Genomic DNA, 18022 nt, shown 5'->3' on the forward strand with positions numbered 1-18022 from the left:
TAAAAGTTATTGATTTTTAGGGTGTTGGTAGCTTTAAACCAATTATTTAATGGAGAAAAAGAAATAATGAATTTAATTTTTAAAGGTTTTTCAGCTATTATTTTAAGTTTAAGTGCTGCAACCACTTTTGCAGCTCCTGAGTATTTAATCACTCATAATTATACTTCTGAAGAATCAAATGCTTATATAGGAGGTGTTGTCGCTTCTCCTTATCCAACAGCTGCAAATATAACTCAAAAGGTATATTGGAATCTCGTAAAATTGGCATGTTATGGATATACCAGTCCCGATAAAAAATGCACCGCATTAATTAAAATGGCTACTAATACCCCCAATCCTATAAATGTAGGCACGCTTACATTAGATCTTAATTCCGGCGACATAACTCCAAAAGAATTAATAAATAATGGGTATCATATGGTTATCAATGGCCTTGGTGAAGCAAGCATTACCAAATTACCTTAATATCTAAACAGTAATTCAAAAACCACCTAAAGCACAAATAGAAATTTCTTAGTTAAAGATATTAAAAAAGCCACTTAATGTGGCTTTTTTATATCAACAAACTCTATTTCACTCAAAATTTACTTTGTTGGCGCTTCAGGTATTTTATCAATAATCCATGTTAATTGAGCACCTACTAAGTCTGCGCTGAAGCTACCACCATCAGCATCTACAGTGTATGCAGAAGTGGGGGGTAATGCTTGCGTTACATCAATACTTGGATTACTGCCCGCAAATAAATGAGTATATCCAATGTCGACACCAATATTAGGTCGCCATTGATAATGAGCACCGACTGCAATAGCCCAACGATCCACATCAGGTAAACGAATGTTTCTATCTGTATTATTTGTAGGAGTTTGGTCATATCCCCCACCAACACGCAACATCAACTTTGGATTAACATGATAATTTGCACCAATTGCCACACGCCATGCATCGTGAAAATTTTGTGGCACGTTAAGATTAACATTTGCTTGGGTGACTTCAAAAGGTGGCAACGCTCCTATATTTGGCGCAGCAACATTGTTTAATTGAATTTCTTTAAAAACTCCCCATCCTGTATAAACAACTGACCCTAATAAAGCCAATTTTTGGTTGATATCTTGATAAGCGCTTAGAGTAAGTACATCAGGAAATTCTTGGGGATTACTGAATAAATCATCATTCTGGCGCGATGTAGAAGGAGGTAACACAGGCTGGACCAAGAAGAAATCATTATTAGCTAATATTCCGGATAAACGGCTATGTCCGTAGAAAACATGTCTTACCCTGGATTGATAATTAATACCAATACGCGTGTGGTTGTCATTAAACATACCCATAACACCCACATGGAATCCAACTCCCCAAGACGACCCTTTATTATAACTTAAAGAATCAACTGTATAAGGATTTTCATCAAGCGCCATAAAAAGAGTCGGTGCACCAACCATTTGATTGAATTTGACACGGGACCATTGCATGTCCAGACCTGCTCCAAGAGCAAAATGCTCCGTAAGTCGAGTACCTAATTCTGGGGAAATATTAGTAGTTAAAACTTCGGTATAAGTTGCTGCATAACGAACAGGAGAATAAGGTGACCAATCAGTGGCTAAACCATATGGAGCAGTAACACTTAAACCAAAAGTGGTACGCTCGCCTAAAGGAAGAGCGTAATGAAACGAAGGAACAAACGCATTATAACCACCATTCACGCCTTCAAAATCTTGTACATATTCAATAGCAGGAGGAAAAGGTGCCGGTAAACCGGTAGCCGTAGTAAACGTACTCGTTCCATTAAGTTTCAAAGTTGGAAATATACCTACGCCACCAAAAACCAGTTGTTGTTCACGAAGTAATGCCAAACCTGCAGGGTTATACCAACCTGTCGATGCATCAGCTGCCTCTGCTGCAGCACCTGCTGCATAGTTACCAGTAGTATATCCAGCACTTTCTCCATACAACGAGAAACCAGCTGCATGCGTCACACCGGTAGCCAGAACACCAATCACAGCCGAACTCACTAGTGTTCTTAAAGGTTTGTGCATATTTTTCACTCCTGAACTCCTTAAATATTATGCCTCAAAAATCGAATAAAACGTTCGCTGGAACCGAGTGTACCTTGTTTTCATACCATTAAAAATACTTTTTTCCTATTATATTCAAGAGGAATTTAATATTGACTCACAATGGAATAATTAAGATCATAATGGCTTATTAATGAATTTAATAACTCGAAGGATCTAAATTATAGAGTGTAGTACTTGTGTTAAGACTCTCGTCCATGCTAATGTGTATTAATTTTGTGCGGAAAATACAATGCGACAAATAGTCACGAAATTTGGAGGTACGAGTGTTTCAACTCGCAACACTTGGAATAATATTGCGTCAATTACACAAAAACATATGAGCTCTGGGGTGCAGCCCGTTATTGTATGCTCGGCGTTAACACAAATTTCAAATAAGCTTGAAAAAGCTATAGATGCAGCATTAATTGATGAGCATCAAAGTATTTTGGCTGACATTCGTAAAGGACATCTTCATCTTGCCGAACAGCTGGAAGTCAATCCTGAACTAATCGCACAAGACCTTCATCAACTTGAGCAATGGCTTACTGGTATTGCTTTATTAAAGCAAGCTCCTGCAAAAACCCATGCACAAATTTTAAGTATGGGGGAACTCATGATGACGCGCCTTGGGCATGCGTTTTTGGAAAAACAAGGAATTCGTTGTCAATGGTACGATGCACGCGAACTCTTAATCAGTACCCCATTCCCTGACGGAGACACAGCAAATTACCTCACTGCGCGGTGCGAAAGTGAATATGCTCCAGAGTTAGTAGAAAAATTTATCGCCACTGGTGCTCAAGCGATTATAACTCAAGGCTTTTTTGCTGCAAATCCTCAAGGAGAGACTGTATTATTAGGACGAGGGGGCTCTGATACTTCAGCAGCCTTGATTGCAGCTAAATTGCAAGCTGCGTCTTGTGAAATATGGACTGATGTTCCTGGAATTTATACTGCCAATCCTCATCAATTACCTCAAGCGCGGTTATTGAAAAAATTAAATTATGATGAGGCACAAGAAATTGCTACGATGGGAGCTAAAGTACTCCACCCTAATTGCATCCCCCCCGTTCGACGCTCTAATATCCCGATGTCGGTCAAGTTTACACAATTGCCGGGACACTCTGGGACACTTATCACTAAAGATATTGATGAAACAGCACCATTGATTAAATCTATTCAGATTAAAAACAGTATCTTATTGATTTCTATAGATACATTACACATGTGGCAACAGGTTGGATTTTTATCGGACGTATTTACAGCTTTTAAACACCATGGATTCTCAGTAGATCTACTTTCATCTTCTGAATTTAATGTCACATTGTCCTTAGATATAAATAGTAAGATACATGATCGCTCTGCCATTAATGCTTTATTAGCAGAATTAAATCAGTTTGGGCGCGCAAAACTCATTGAGCCATGCAGTGCAGTAAGTCTTGTAGGACATCACATTAGAACAGTACTACCTCAACTTGGCCCTGCATTAGAAGTTTTTGAAGCAAAACAAGTCTATTTGATGTCACTTGCATCGAATGATTTAAACTTAACATTTGTTGTCGATGAGTCTCAAGCGAATCAATTATGTCAAAAACTACATCATTTACTCATAGAAAATAACCCGCAAATTTTCTATTACTCTAAAAGCTGGCATGAAGAGTTTGGCAACCCTGCTGTTCGGACAATACCTTGGTGGGAAAAGGATCGTGATCGCTTGCTTACTATTGCCAGCTCAAACTCACCTTGTTATGTCTATCATAGCCCAACTCAAGCTACCAAAGCCAAACAACTATTATCCTTAAAATCGATTGATGCCTTGTTTTATGCGATTAAAGCAAATCCTCATCCTGCGATTTTAAAAACCATGGAAAAAGAAGGAATTGGTTTTGAATGTGTTTCAATTCAAGAATTAGATAGAGTGCTGGAGCTATTCCCCAATATAGATAAAAAACGGATTTTATTTACACCTAATTTTGCCCCAAAAACAGAGTATGAATATGCATTAAACATAGGCTGTTATATTACTATAGATAGTTTATATCCTCTTGAGCATTGGCCTGAATTATTTAAAAATCGAGAAGTTATTATCCGTATTGATCCTGGTACCGGAGCAGGTCATCATAAACATGTCTCAACAGGCGGAAATGAATCAAAATTCGGCATCACTCAAAACGACATGGAGCAAGTTATAGCATTGACCCAAAAAAATAATATTCAAGTGGTCGGCTTACATGCACATTCAGGTAGTGGAATTCTCACACCCGAACTCTGGCAACAAACTGCATCCATGCTTGCCTCCCTCACCGAACAATTTCCACAAGCAAAATCCATCAACTTAGGGGGTGGCTTAGGTGTAGTGGAAAAACCAGGACAACAACCATTAGATTTCGCAAATTTGGATGCCTTGCTCATGGCAGTAAAATCTCGCTATCCACAAATTAAAATCTGGCTTGAACCTGGTCGCTTTTTTGTTGCAGAAAGCGGTGTCATTTTAGCTAAGGTCACTCAATGTAAAGAAAAAGGTAAAGTCAAATTTATTGGTATAGAAACAGGAATGAACTCTTTAATTCGACCTTCTTTATATGGTGCTTATCATGAAATTGTAAACTTAAGTCGATTATATGAAGAAAAGGCTGGATTCTCTCATATAGTAGGCCCTATCTGTGAATCTGGAGACACCCTAGGTTACGACCGTTTATTACCTGTAACAGAAGAAGGTGATGTATTATTAATTGCCAATACCGGAGCCTATGGACGTTGCATGAGTTCGCATTACAACCTGCGCCCACCCGCACAGGAAATTATTTTGGAATAAACATATAGCCCGGGTGCAGCGAAGCGAAACCCAGGGTTTAATGTAGATTTGGGGGGTCGCTTCACCCTAACTGCATTTTGGGAAATGCCATGTTAGTCGATAGCGCTCAACGAAGCCAAGCCACCGATCCTTCTTTATCCTTTATCGTTCAAGCACCCGCAGGTTCAGGAAAAACTGAAATACTGACTCAACGCTATTTGCGGCTATTAAGCACGGTAAAAGCTCCTGAACAAATTGTCGCATTAACTTTTACTCGCAAAGCAGCAAGTGAAATGCGAGAACGTATTCTATTGGCACTACAGCAAGCAGCAAATCATCAACCAGCCAACAGCCCGCATCAGCAAATGACACTGGATTTTGCTTATAAAGCACTTCATTTTGATACCCATTATCAATGGAACCTATTACAGCAGCCTAGTCGATTAAGAATTATTACCATTGATTCTTTATGTCAAAGTATTAATCAGGCAATTCCTTTATTGGAAAAACAAATTGTCTACGCCCAAATTACTGATAAAACGAGCAGTCATTATTTAAATGCTGGTCGACATTGTATCCAATATGCATTAGCAACACCGCAATACCAGGAGGCAATAAAAATTCTTTTATTGCATGTTGATAACCGCCAAGATCGATTACTTGATTTATTTAGTGAACTTTTATCTCAAAGAGAGCAATGGATTGTACCTTTATTTCAAGCACGTGCCCAAGAAAAAGCCTCTTTTGAGCATGCATTGCGGATTATAGAACAGCATGAATTAAATCGTTTCAAAAAAAGTTTGCCCCAACATATAGCCAAAGAATTAACTGAAAATGCTCGCCAATTGGCGCTCATAGAAAATAATCCCAACTCTCCCCGTTATCTACTTAGAGATTGGCATGATTTTGAAAAAACAACGCAAGAGATGGCAACAGCCTTAAGCAAATTGCTTCTTACAAATGAGGCTAATTTTCGCAAAAGTTTCGATCATCATGTTGGACTTTTGAGCGGATCTTGTTCTCCTGATGAATATAAAAGATTAAAAAATGCAAGCAAAGAACTATTAAGTGAACTTAATGAATACCCTGATTTTCTTGAAGCATTAATCCAAGTAAGCAATTTACCCAATCCACAATACGATCCGGAACAATGGGAGGTATTACAAGCCTTATTTTTGTTGCTTCCTCTTCTTGTAGGTCATTTACATATATTATTTAGTGAAAAGAATGAAGTTGATTTTACCACCATATCCCAGCAAGCTTTAGCTGCATTAGGCGATGCAGATAATCCTACTGATTTAGCATTATATTTAGATAATACTCTTCATCACATTTTGGTTGATGAATTTCAAGATACATCAATTACTCAATTTGAATTGTTAACTAAATTAGTACATGGCTGGCAAGAAGGTGATGGCAAAACTCTTTTTATTGTTGGCGATCCCATGCAATCTATTTACCGCTTCAGGCAAGCAGAAGTGGGATTGTTTTTTAGGGCTAAAGAACAAGGCATAGGAGCAGTCAAACTTCATCCGCTCGAATTGAGTTGTAATTTTCGATCCACACAAACGATTGTCGATTGGGTCAATAAACACTTCACCTATATTTTCCCAACACAAATTGATATAGAATCCGGATCAGTTCCATTTCATTCCAGCGTTAATGTCATTAAGGATAAAGAAAATAGCGCTATTCATGCCATAAAATTTAAAAATCGTGAGCAAGAAGCACAAAGACTTATTCAATTCATTCAATATGAATTACAAACTCACCCGCATCAAAGCATTGCCATCCTCGTTCGCTCAAGAACACAATTGAGTGCAATTATTCGTTTGTTACGCCAGCATCAAATCCCCTATCAAGGTACTGATATCACTTTACTGACCCATCTTAGTCATTTGCGTGATGTTTGGTCATTAACCCAAGCTTTATTAACCCCAGCCAATCGCCTTTCATGGCTTGCAGTTCTCCGTAGCCCTTATTGCGGTTTGTCTTTACCAGACATTCATGCTATAGCTCGTTTTAATACTAAAAAGTCCATTTATTTTGCTTTATTAAATCTTAATAAAATTCAGGGAATAAGCGAGGATGGCAGCATCCGAGCTGGTTTTTTAATTCGTGTGATGCACCAGGCCTTAACACAAAGATATGAAACCCAGCTTTCTTCATGGGTTATTCATACCTTAAAAAAATTGCACATAGATAATATCTTGCATGAGAGCCAGCTCAATGACCTCGAACAATTCTGGAGCCTGCTCGATCGTTATGAACAAGATGGCCGTTTGCCAGATATGAAAGAGTTTCTCATAGAACTTAATAAACTCTATTCACAGCAAACCAATTCCTCTCGTTTACACGTGATGACGATCCATAAATCTAAAGGATTAGAATTTGATACTGTTTTATTACCAGGATTAGGGGCGCAAGCAAATCGTGGAGATAAGCCTATGTTACGCTGGCTTAATTTACCTACTCACAAACAGGGTAATTTATTATTGATGTCACCAATACACGCGGCACATCAAGAACATTGTGCGCTGTATGATTATCTTACTCAGTTAGACGAAATAAAAAGTCGTTATGAAGTACAACGATTATTATATGTAGCCGTGACACGAGCAAAATCTCGCTTGTATTTAATGGATTATTCTGAAAAATCATCTAAAAGTTCATTCCGTAGTCTTCTTAAACGGCAAGAATTTATCGACGATGAAACAACATGTCTCACCGAGGAAGAAACATTATCGTTACCCAAACTTCTACGCTTGCCACTCAATTATTATCTTACTCCAAAAGTGGATATTCGTTTTAATGCCAATACATCAACAACATCTTTAACAACCAATATTCCTCGATTAATCGGTATCATAACACATCGGTTATTGCACTGGATTTGTGATCATCACCCAGAAACAATAGCTGAAATTCCTTGGAATTTACCTCGTTATGAATTAAGGAAATTAGGTTTTGATGAAAAAATGCAACTCGATGCATTACAAACAATACAAAAACAGATTAGCAAACTGTTTGAGGATCCAACAGGTTCATGGATTATTGCCAAACATCACCAAGAACTGAATGAATACGAATTATTAGTAAAACAACAAAATATACCCATTACTCGTATTATTGATCGTACTTTTGAAGATCAAGGCAAATGCTGGATTATTGATTTTAAAACAGGTAAAGAAGATGAAAGTTCCTTGTCCAAACATCAACAGCAAGTCAATGAATACGGTTCCTATTTATCAAGCCGCACCCATCTTCCTATCTATTGCGGTATCTATTATCTTGCAAGCAATCATTGGGTAAATTGGCATTATAACTCCGTTGCAATTTCTACTGAAATGCCATAAACCAAGAATCTTTGCTCAGATAAAATCTAATTCTATGAAATAACACCTCCCTGCGTTATTATTCCACTTTATAATTCTAGCCTTGTGATTTATCTACGAGATCTAATGATCACTACTATCACTGGATTTTGCAAACAAATCGCGAGACGTAAAAAGTTTTCTCTTAACTTACATAACGCTGAGACGAATCCATGACCACTGAAAATACTGTAACTCACTTCATAAATACCTTAAAAGACCCATTTCTTGGCCTTACAGGTAAGGAAATGAATTTACAGTGCAGCATTGAACTACTTCAAAATCAGCTCATTCTGAATCTTAGCGCTGGTTTTCCCTCTAGCTTATTGGACAAGCAATACAAACCCTTATTGCTTACCGCACTACAAACCGAATTTCCCAACCATCAGGTTATACTTCATATAAATCATTATATTAAAGCCCATAGAACACAACTGGTTGGTAAAGGCTTACGTGGTGTCAAAAATACCATTGCGATTGCTTCAGGGAAAGGAGGAGTAGGAAAATCTACAGTGACAGTCAATCTTGCAACCGCATTAGCACGCCTTGGAGCTCGAGTAGGAATTTTAGATGCTGATATCTATGGCCCAAGTATGCCATTAATGCTTGGTAAAACAGAACCTGTACAAATCAAAGAGGATCATTATCTTCCTGTAATAGCCCATGGCATACAAACGATGTCTATTGGTTATTTGATGAATAATGAACAAGCACTAATTTGGCGTGGTCCTATGCTTGCTAAATCTCTTATCCAAATGTTGGATGTTACTTTGTGGGACGATTTAGATTATTTGTTCATTGATTTGCCGCCAGGAACTGGTGATATTCAACTCACTTTGGTCCAAAAAATCCCTCTAACTACAGCCATTGTAGTTACTACACCACAAAACGTAGCTACACTTGACGCGCAAAAAGCATTAAGTATGTTTTCTAAAACAGGAATTGATGTACTAGGAATTGTAGAAAATATGTCCACACATATCTGTAGCCAATGTGGTCATCAGGAAGCAATTTTTGGTACAGGTGGTGCAGCATCTCTCTGTGCCAACCATCATTGTCTCTTGCTGGGCCAACTTCCTCTAGACATGCGTATCAGAAAACACTGTGATGAGGGACATCCTACTGCAACTCAAGGCCAAGATGAGCTAACAAATACATTTATAAAAACAGCAATGAGAAGTGCAATTGAATTAGCGAAAAAACCAATTAATTACGCAGATAAATTTCCCAAAATTGTTGTTGAGTGAGATCTTTTCAAAGGTATAATAGGAAGTTACATCGGTTCTGAGTGAAGTGGAATTCAAATTTTTAGGGAGACTTCTATATCTAGATTCCACTTTACAGGGCTTAATCCCCTGGTTGCCAGCAACCAGATAACAAAATAATAACAATCAAAAAATAAACCATGGAACGATCAATAATAGTAATTCTAAGTATCCTGTATTCGTGTTTAAGTTTCGCCAAATCCTTATATCAAATTGATTTAATTATCTTTACTCATCCAAATCAAATTAGCGGCCTAACTATAAATACTCCTCTCCTACCACCGAGTTCAAACGCAATATCTTTACACCCTGATACAGAAAAATCTGGGAAACCTTATCGTTTGTTACCCGTATCTTATTCGAGTCTCCGTGATGAGTACTACTTATTAACTCGTAAGGGGCACTACCAGGTACTCGGCCATTATTCATGGAGACAACCAGCAAATAATCAGAGTAAAGTTGCTTTACCCTTTGTAGAACATAATGGTTGGCAAATGCAAGGAACTCTAGATATAAGACAAAGTAACTATTATTCTTTAGATGCAGAACTTCAAGTATCCCCTCCAAGTAATCCGCATGAATCATTTATAGTGTCACAAAAGCAACGCTTAAAAGGAAATGTAATTTATTATTTGGATAATGCACAGGTTGGCATGGTAGTTAAAATTCATCAATTATCATAGATTACTCCTAAATAACTAAAATACGGGGAGTTTATGAGCTATCTGGCTTCAGATGAATAGTGTATTAGCGATGGTTGTCTTGTCTGCTTATTCTAGTTAAATATTTCCATCTTCCGCAAAAAGCGGAAGATCCAAGATACTTATCGTTTACCAGGAGGAAAAACGTGATCAAACACAGTCGCCCCACCCTCCACAACACGCTGCATTGAAGTATTCACATCTGAAATGTTGGCATCAGACTTATTTGAAAAGAAACTCCAAAAACCATTACTTGATTGCTGGCGTCGCCCTACTTCATGCAATCCAAATAACGCTGCGGCGGTTAGTGTTAATGACGCAAATGGACCTAATCTAGGATAAAAAGGTGACATAAATAAATTTCCAAAACTAATCAATGCACCAGTTTTTAATACTTTTTCAGGATTTAATTGATCTTGAGGCATATCAATTCCTTTGATAAATCATTCAACCGGCTATCTGCGATTGCTAGGACCTTGCGGAAAGACTTCATCAAATATAACTTTTCCTCCCACAAAAACATTTTTCGCAGCCGTTTCAATTTCTGTACTCTTATCACCTGTTACACCGCCAAAAAATGTATTCAAACTATTTATGCCATTGGCAGCAGGTCTTCTTCTTTTACCAATCTCATGTGCACTATATAAAAAAGCACCGGTAGCTACTAATGCAGCAGATAAACCTATTTTTGTATCAGCCCAATAAAGCGGAGCAAGAACTGTATTGAGCAAAGCAGCTATTGTCACTGTCTTGCCCACATCATCTACATTTATTTTATCTTGTGCCATACCAATTCCTTGTGATAATTATTTTCCAGTACAGACTATTGGAGAGACAATAAAATTGCAAGCATAATTTAATAACCTCTTGTATAGTAAATTATCATTGATCTTGGCTTATTGTTTATTAGTCGACCAAATAAAAAGCATAGTGGATTGAAATAAATTAAAACGAATTTATAATCACAGCCCTGTGTACTATCATAGAAAAAATCATGTCGAGCCAAGGTAAAATTATTAATGCAGTCAATCTATGCCTCAAGCAAAAACCAAATATTGATTTTGAACTGAACCAAAAAGGAATTTGCGCGGGCCTTGCTGCATTATATATCAAATATACCTTAGAAAATAAAACCTCGCAGTTTTTCTCTTTACTTGACCAGCTGGCTGCCCTACCTAGTAATTATCGTTTAGGTAGTAATCATGCAATTGATAATTTCATTATCCAAATAGATAAAGCGTTTCGTCCATCTGAATATTGTGGTTATGAAACCCATCAAGGTGATCTCGAAAAAATCTTAGATGTTCGAAATAAACCATTGAGTAATGAATTTAACTTAGGACTCATTACCGATGAATCCTGTTGGAAAGAACTATTTAAAAAAATCAGTCGTAATGATCGATCTTATTTTATTACCAGCAAAAATCATGCAATTGCATTAACGTTCCGCAATGGCAAATATACTGTCTATGATCCTAATTACAGTAAAAAAATAAAAGAATTTGATTCAATCAATGAGTTAATTAAAGAAATTAAAGATTGTTTTGAATACACGGAGCATACTTTCGGTTTAGCAATTCGCACCTTTGCTTCTCCCAATGATGCTAGAGAGTCTTATCCTACCTATGATGAACTTCACCAAATCGCTTTTGCTCATCAAACGAATACAAACTCCAGTGCATTCGCAGCCCTAGCTGGAGATGTTAATACCCTAAATTATTTATTTAAAGAAAACAAAATCGACTTAGGTTCATTGGCAAAAGAATATCTTCGTCCAGAATTTAATGACCTATTACTGCAACAACCTAAATCCTCTGATATCAAAAATGCCATGCTACAAGGGATTAAGGCAACTCTTTATATAGGAACTCACAAAGAAACAGAAAAACTGATTCATCACTATCTCAAAACCTATACCTCCCTTGAGGAACAGAATGCATTAAAAGAGACAATACAAAAACAACTTAGTAAACTACTACCAGACTTAATGAAAAAGAAAGCAAACTACAGCAATCTATTGAAGCTTCTTGATCAATTTAATCTACCTCATAATCTCGAATATCAAACAAATTACAATCACTTACAGCTTTTAACCTTTATTCATGAAGAGAGTAATTTCCAAACAAGCCATCTGTTTTTAAGCAAACTTTCTCCCGAGCAACTCATTAAGCAAATTCAACATGCTGCAATTGCAAATCAACACCATGTTTTAAGTTTATTATTTACTCATTTGATAAATACCCAAATTGATCCTAAAACATTTCATTCTATTTTTAATAAAGAAGTGATTGATAATATCAATGCCACAACTTTATCAAAACTTCTTGACATGGGTTTTATGGTCAATACTAAAGAGCCTGATTTACTCATCTTATGCATACAGCGCAAGGATAAATCTATTTTTGAAACTTATGCACGTGCTTGGTCAGAACAAACAAACCACCCAGAGAGTTGGAAACAGATTGATAAACATGAATACTCGTTAATTGATTTAAGAACATCAATAGGATCAGTTTCATTACTTAATGCACTGATTTTTCTACGTAAAAATGAACATATAAAAAATGCTTGGCGTGAGGATATTCCAGCAGAAATAATAAAAAGTGGCTTAACTATAGCCATTTTAAATGACAACCAGGAAATGTGCTTATTTCTCCAAGAAAAGCTTAAAGATCCGCTTGATATAGATACCTTAGAATTTCTTTATAAAAAAGGACTAGAAGAAAACAATTTAGCCATTTTATCCATTCTCACACAATTAAATTTCAATGTATTACGTATGACCCAGGATGTTCGTGCTTTATTGATGCTTTGCTACGATTATGATGATTATTCAATGATTGAGCATTGTTTTGCACAAGCAAGCCCTAAGATTAAAAAACTCATTTTAGAATACAGTTTAACGTGGAACCTCACACCAGTCATCAATATATGCATACAAAAGGAAGCTACTCTTTTTAATGAATACCTCAATGAATCGATTCAAAATCCATCCAAACTCCTAAAGCTGAATCGAACAATAACCTTGCTACCTCCTGATGCACTTTCATTAAAAGTTGACGAACAAACACAAAAAAATCAAATCAAAGAATGGTGCAAAAAAAAGCTATTTCACTTAGCTGAAACATTATGTATAAAAATAACATGGAAAAAAGAGGAACTGAATGAATTCATGAATGAGCTCATTCATGATAAAAATGAAAATGGAATTATCTTACTCTTAAAAATCTACCCTCAGTTAAAAGAAAATCCCAAACTTAATGCTTTGCTCGCACGAAATAATTTATTAAAACCTTTGGACTTTTTACTTGCCCATGGCGGTATTATTGAATCTGATTTAATTGAACAAATTTTCACAGCGGCTTTACTGCAAAATCACAAAAACCTAGTTGCACGATTTTTGACCCAAGGACTGATAACTCCGGCAACAAAATTAAAGCAACCTCTAACAAAACTACTTCAAAAAACCATAGAAAAAGACAGTGACGCTATAGAGCCTGTTATCCACTCTAAATCTGATTTTGCACTTAATTATAAAGAATTATTTCTTTTTTGCTGTGCTCAAAAAAAGGAAAAAATTGCAAACCAAATACTTGCTCGAGAATTCATCTTGACTGATCAGGAAAGGCAACTTGCAATTCAGCAACTATTTGGAGAACAAGCTTCTTCTGAGTTGTTTGAAAGAGTTTATGTTAATGGTTATGGCAGACTGTACCAATTCTTATTAAAAGCAAATATTCAAAACCCAAGAGTTTCTTTGCTTAGTTCCATTAAAAATCCAGACCAAGATCCCACATTCCAACAAACCGAGCTGTATTTAAACCATTTAAAACGAGCAATTAAAGAAAAAAATGAACCGATTTTTAATAGCTTATTTACCCAAAGTGAATTATCTGCTACCCCAGATCATGGAGTATTAATATTTTTAAAAGATCCTCTTCTTTTTCCACGTGCCTTACCCTTATTTGTCAAGAAATACGGCTTGGAAAAACTATTAACTGAAGCTTTAAGGCACAAAAAATGGGCAGTAGTAGCTCATCTTATTGCAAAGCAACAACCAGATGATTTGAATGTCGATCTACAGCAACTTATCCAAGAACATAGGCAAGAAATTGTAAATGCCTATCTGGACAATCTCGAATCCCATTATGATAAAATGGATGTGCGTCCCCAACTGTTTAAACTCTTCAATAATAGTAACGCTCTTGCACAATTGGCCATTCCTTATCAGGAAACCATTCAAAAAACTTTAGAACGAATTGAACTAAATATGCTTCATCAGCAACTGGATTTGAACAATCAAATTTACCGTTATACATTTAGTCATTTACCCTTTAAAAAGGCACTTGAAGAGATAGATAAAATTTTTGCGGAATGTCAAAAAATCATCATTGAGAAGCAAATCGATTTGAAGCAATCGATTGAAAATCCAGAAATAGTAAATGCTTTAGCACAACTCAAAACCATCATGTCAGACCATGATGTAACACCTGATTACTTAAGTGATGAACATACTGATCTCTTAGAACGATTAATTGAAAACTCTAGATTTAAAGAAATTTGCCAATTAGAATTAAAACTCTACTTCTTACTCAAAAACATTCAAAAACCGTTTTCAGAAAGCCAAACAAATCAGAAAGAATTCAATACAGCAATTAAGTCACTTTATGATTGTTTAGTACAAAAGAAACTACCTATTAGTTTTGTGATCCCTGAAATTCAAACTCATTTAAAAACATATCAGCTCAAAATTCAATCACCAAGGCCAACCCAAGAAAAAGAAAGACCTCCTACTTTAAAACAGGACTCCTACTTAAATACTCAAAAAGCCAAATGCATTCAATCCTTAAATCACTATCTAAAACATCGTGATCAAACTTTAAGTTACTTCTCTTATTTCTTTGATTATTATCGCGGCAAAACTCGTGCTCAACATTACAAAAATTTAATTAAATCGGCACAAAGCAAACGAGACTTATACCTTATCGAATATGCCATTTTAGTCAATAATAATGGAACGCAATTAAAAAAGGACGTGCTTGCAACGCTTGACTATCAGGACTCAAAGACAGCAAAAGATTCACTCAAAGCGATTATTCGTAAATCTTATTCAAAATATGAATTAAAACAATTGGATAAAGTGATTGACTCCATCAATCAAAAAATTAATGCCAATGATCGATCAGCTACTGCTCACTTATTTCATGATGAATTAACCTATTTAAAAAAAATAAATACTTCTAAACAAACCTCTGGAAAACACTCATTTTTCCAACCCAAAAAACAAGAGCGAATTGGATTTTGGCAGTGGATTGCGAGCTGGCTTGGTTATGCGTGTTTTTCTGAAGAAAATAGACTAAAAAAAGAAGATCTTGACGTGAAAACAAAACTTTAATCACTGTGTTACGTTTATAACACCTAATAAGTTGAATTATAATCGAAGGTATTCCATGGCTTCATAGTGATTTAAAAGTATCTTAATATTAATTTTTTACTCTATTTTAGTGCCATTCTGATAATGGAATTTATTGGAGGAAAAATATGAAAAAAATTAATGGAGTGCCATTTGATTATAATTCATGAATATAAAATAAAGTTTTTTTTGATTCGGTTAATTCTTTTTATTGAGCCAATAGCTTATAAAAATCCTTCTCGTGAATGAAATGACTCTCCTGCGTACATAACTCGTATGTTGCTTTTTGAGAGTCATTTCCCCACCGGTATATAAGCTCCCCAGCTTCCCCTCCAAAAGTTTTAACTTGACCAGGAGGAGATTTGAAGGGGAGCAACCTGTTACATTTTAATCAACCGACATCCTGAGCGCATCGACATTGTCCTCTTCATTTTCTATTTCCGTGTTTCTTAATTCGTCGCATTTCTTTTTGATCACTGGAAATTGAGGTGTAAAAATTCCAAATCTGACTAACAGATATTTATTTATTATCGCTTCATCTTTTTCCGTTTTTTCACGTATTTCACTAATTTTATCTGTTTTCAAGCGTATTTGTTTATTTTTTATAACTATACCTTCTTTTTTATGTTCTATTTCCCTATCTAACTCTAGGATTTTATCTTCCAAGGCATTTTTTGTACCTTGAAATCCTTTTGATCCTTTGGCCTCCAGGAGTTTGGACGCTAATGGATTGTGTTCTTCTCGAGATTTGAGTTCTCGTTCAATTTTATGATCCAGTTTGGATGTTTTGAAGGATTTATCATGTAAAACGCTATCAATACGGGCTTGAGTATGGGTTTTAAAAAACACTTTAAACTTAGCGATATAACCATCAGGATCATTTTCTGAGGTAGCACAATTATCCAACAGATTTAATAATTCGAGATTTAGCTCTATATCTCGCTCTAATTCATTTATTAAGTTCAGTTGGCGAGTACATTCCTGAATAATTAAAACCGCTTTGTCATAGAGCTCTTCTACCTCTGCATATCTTGCAATAACACTTTTATCCATTTTTTCAATTTCTTCATATTTCTTGATGTAATACTGATGAAGGGAATATATTAGAATGGCCAGTACAATCCACTTGGCTAAACTTATGACAGCTTGCGATTTATGATCAGGTATTCCATCTTTATCTGCAAATACAGTATACAAACCATCAAATAAAGGTGACGAGACTTTTTTTAGAGGATTTTCGACAAGATTAAAAAAAAATAACAGCCCTCGATTATCTTTTACATGTTCTTTGGCCTCCTTGAATACTTTCTCTTGTAATTCTTTTGATGACATAATATTTTTAACAGATGAATCGTTCATTTTTGGAGTAGTTTCATCTTTAACATTTTCTTGAGCTTCTTTTCCGCCTTTAACTTCCTGAACTTTCGGGTTTGGGGCATTTGAGACGCCCCCCTCAATATTATCGTAGTATTCTTGTAAGCTTTTATTTATTTTAAAATTTCGAGGAATATTTGTAATGCTCTCCGTAACTTCAAATAATACTGAATTCACAAGTTGCGATTTTTCTTCTTCTGATAATTCCTTATCATGATCTATACATTCATTTATTATATTCTTTATGTGGGAAGAATGATCTGCGGTGGAATAAGCGCGAGTAGATGTATAAGGCATAACATTTGAATCCGTAAAGAGTGGGAAATATGTACCACCATAGGTGTTTGCCGTAGTTGCTATTCTACTCATTGATGTCATTCTTCTAGTAGCTGCTAGTGCCTGGTGCATTATTCTAGCTCTCATAATATATCTCCTACATTTTGCAAAAATATCAATCACACGGACGTCATTTTAAACAATTGATAATTAACGAGTCGTTAGCTAGGTATAAATATTAGGAATGAGGTATTCCATTATGGAATATTTGTGGGTAGCCAATATACAAGTCAGGCAGAGCTGGTTTTTTCTGGATTCTGAGGACAATCATTTAATCCTCAGAATGGGACTTTAGTCAGACTATGGTCTTGGACATTGATGTGAGAACGGTAGATTCTCTGTCCACTCTTGCAGTTCTTTTAAACTTTGATCATTAGGATTTTTAAGCGCTTTATCCAACTTTTGATTAAAAAACGCGAGGCGGTTTTCGAAGGTTTTCATTTCTTTAATCAAATCCTCATAACGACCTTTTTCCTTTTTGGTTTCTGTACTTGTGGGTATATCCATTTCATTAGCTTTTTTCATATTTTCCTCCAATAAAATCTATTGTGAGAATAACATTAAATCACTATGTTGAAAAATTAAAATTAAGAAATTCTTAAGTACTCATGAAATAAAGGTATACAAACAGGGCGATTTCATCAAAGTTTAAAAACCTATCACTTTTCTCAAATATTTAGTAGAAAGGGCAGCTTTCAATCGTTTTAAAGCAAT

At 35.8% G+C, this 18022-nt stretch carries 11 protein-coding genes; 6 read left to right on the plus strand and 5 right to left on the minus strand.

Annotation, left to right across the window (positions count from 1 at the left end):
- Window positions 1-66: 66 nt before the first annotated feature.
- Window positions 67-465 (plus strand): hypothetical protein, encoded by a 399-nt coding sequence (locus Lsan_RS04460; protein WP_058513325.1) that lies wholly within the window; start codon window positions 67-69, stop codon window positions 463-465.
- Window positions 466-584: 119 nt separating this feature from the next.
- On the opposite strand, the gene Lsan_RS04465 is transcribed toward Lsan_RS04460, so the two are convergent.
- Window positions 585-2042, minus strand: a complete 1458-nt coding sequence (locus Lsan_RS04465) for an OmpP1/FadL family transporter (protein ID WP_058513314.1) — start codon at window positions 2040-2042, stop codon at window positions 585-587.
- A 262-nt stretch (window positions 2043-2304) separates the two neighbouring features.
- On the opposite strand from Lsan_RS04465, the gene Lsan_RS04470 reads away from it, so the two are divergent.
- The 4 genes from Lsan_RS04470 to Lsan_RS04485 all read left to right on the plus strand — a co-directional run bounded on the left by Lsan_RS04470 (window position 2305) and on the right by Lsan_RS04485 (window position 10167).
- Window positions 2305-4866, plus strand: a complete 2562-nt coding sequence (locus Lsan_RS04470) for a bifunctional aspartate kinase/diaminopimelate decarboxylase (protein ID WP_058513315.1) — start codon at window positions 2305-2307, stop codon at window positions 4864-4866.
- A gap of 89 nt (window positions 4867-4955) precedes the next feature.
- Window positions 4956-8201, plus strand: a complete 3246-nt coding sequence (locus Lsan_RS04475; RefSeq protein ID WP_058513316.1) for a UvrD-helicase domain-containing protein — start codon at window positions 4956-4958, stop codon at window positions 8199-8201.
- 191 nt (window positions 8202-8392) lie between these two features.
- The gene (gene apbC, locus Lsan_RS04480) at window positions 8393-9466 is read left to right on the plus strand and encodes an iron-sulfur cluster carrier protein ApbC (RefSeq protein WP_058513317.1); all 1074 of its coding nucleotides are present in this window, start codon (window positions 8393-8395) and stop codon (window positions 9464-9466) included.
- A 158-nt stretch (window positions 9467-9624) separates the two neighbouring features.
- Complete coding sequence (locus tag Lsan_RS04485) at window positions 9625-10167, plus strand: CsiV family protein (protein WP_058513318.1); 543 nt, start codon at window positions 9625-9627, stop codon at window positions 10165-10167.
- 140 nt (window positions 10168-10307) lie between these two features.
- Here Lsan_RS04485 and Lsan_RS04490 read toward each other — a convergent pair whose 3' ends face one another.
- Both Lsan_RS04490 and Lsan_RS04495 read right to left on the minus strand, forming a co-directional pair.
- Window positions 10308-10610: a hypothetical protein gene (locus Lsan_RS04490; RefSeq protein ID WP_058513319.1), complete on the minus strand. Its 303-nt coding sequence runs from the start codon at window positions 10608-10610 to the stop codon at window positions 10308-10310.
- A 30-nt stretch (window positions 10611-10640) separates the two neighbouring features.
- Window positions 10641-10973 (minus strand): hypothetical protein, encoded by a 333-nt coding sequence (locus Lsan_RS04495; RefSeq protein ID WP_058513320.1) that lies wholly within the window; start codon window positions 10971-10973, stop codon window positions 10641-10643.
- A 206-nt stretch (window positions 10974-11179) separates the two neighbouring features.
- Here Lsan_RS04495 and Lsan_RS04500 point away from each other — a divergent pair, with 206 nt between their 5' ends.
- Window positions 11180-15580, plus strand: coding sequence for a hypothetical protein (locus tag Lsan_RS04500; protein WP_058513321.1), 4401 nt, complete (start codon window positions 11180-11182; stop codon window positions 15578-15580).
- A gap of 405 nt (window positions 15581-15985) precedes the next feature.
- Here the strand turns inward: Lsan_RS04500 and Lsan_RS04505 are convergent, their stop codons facing one another.
- Both Lsan_RS04505 and Lsan_RS04510 read right to left on the minus strand, forming a co-directional pair.
- The gene (locus Lsan_RS04505; RefSeq protein WP_058513322.1) at window positions 15986-17395 is read right to left on the minus strand and encodes a hypothetical protein; all 1410 of its coding nucleotides are present in this window, start codon (window positions 17393-17395) and stop codon (window positions 15986-15988) included.
- 213 nt (window positions 17396-17608) lie between these two features.
- A complete protein-coding gene (locus tag Lsan_RS04510; RefSeq protein ID WP_058513323.1) occupies window positions 17609-17833 on the minus strand; it encodes a hypothetical protein in 225 nt (74 codons plus the stop codon).
- Window positions 17834-18022: the final 189 nt, after the last annotated feature.

The organism is Legionella santicrucis (genome assembly GCF_001468135.1).
In the GTDB taxonomy this organism is placed as follows: domain Bacteria; phylum Pseudomonadota; class Gammaproteobacteria; order Legionellales; family Legionellaceae; genus Legionella; species Legionella santicrucis.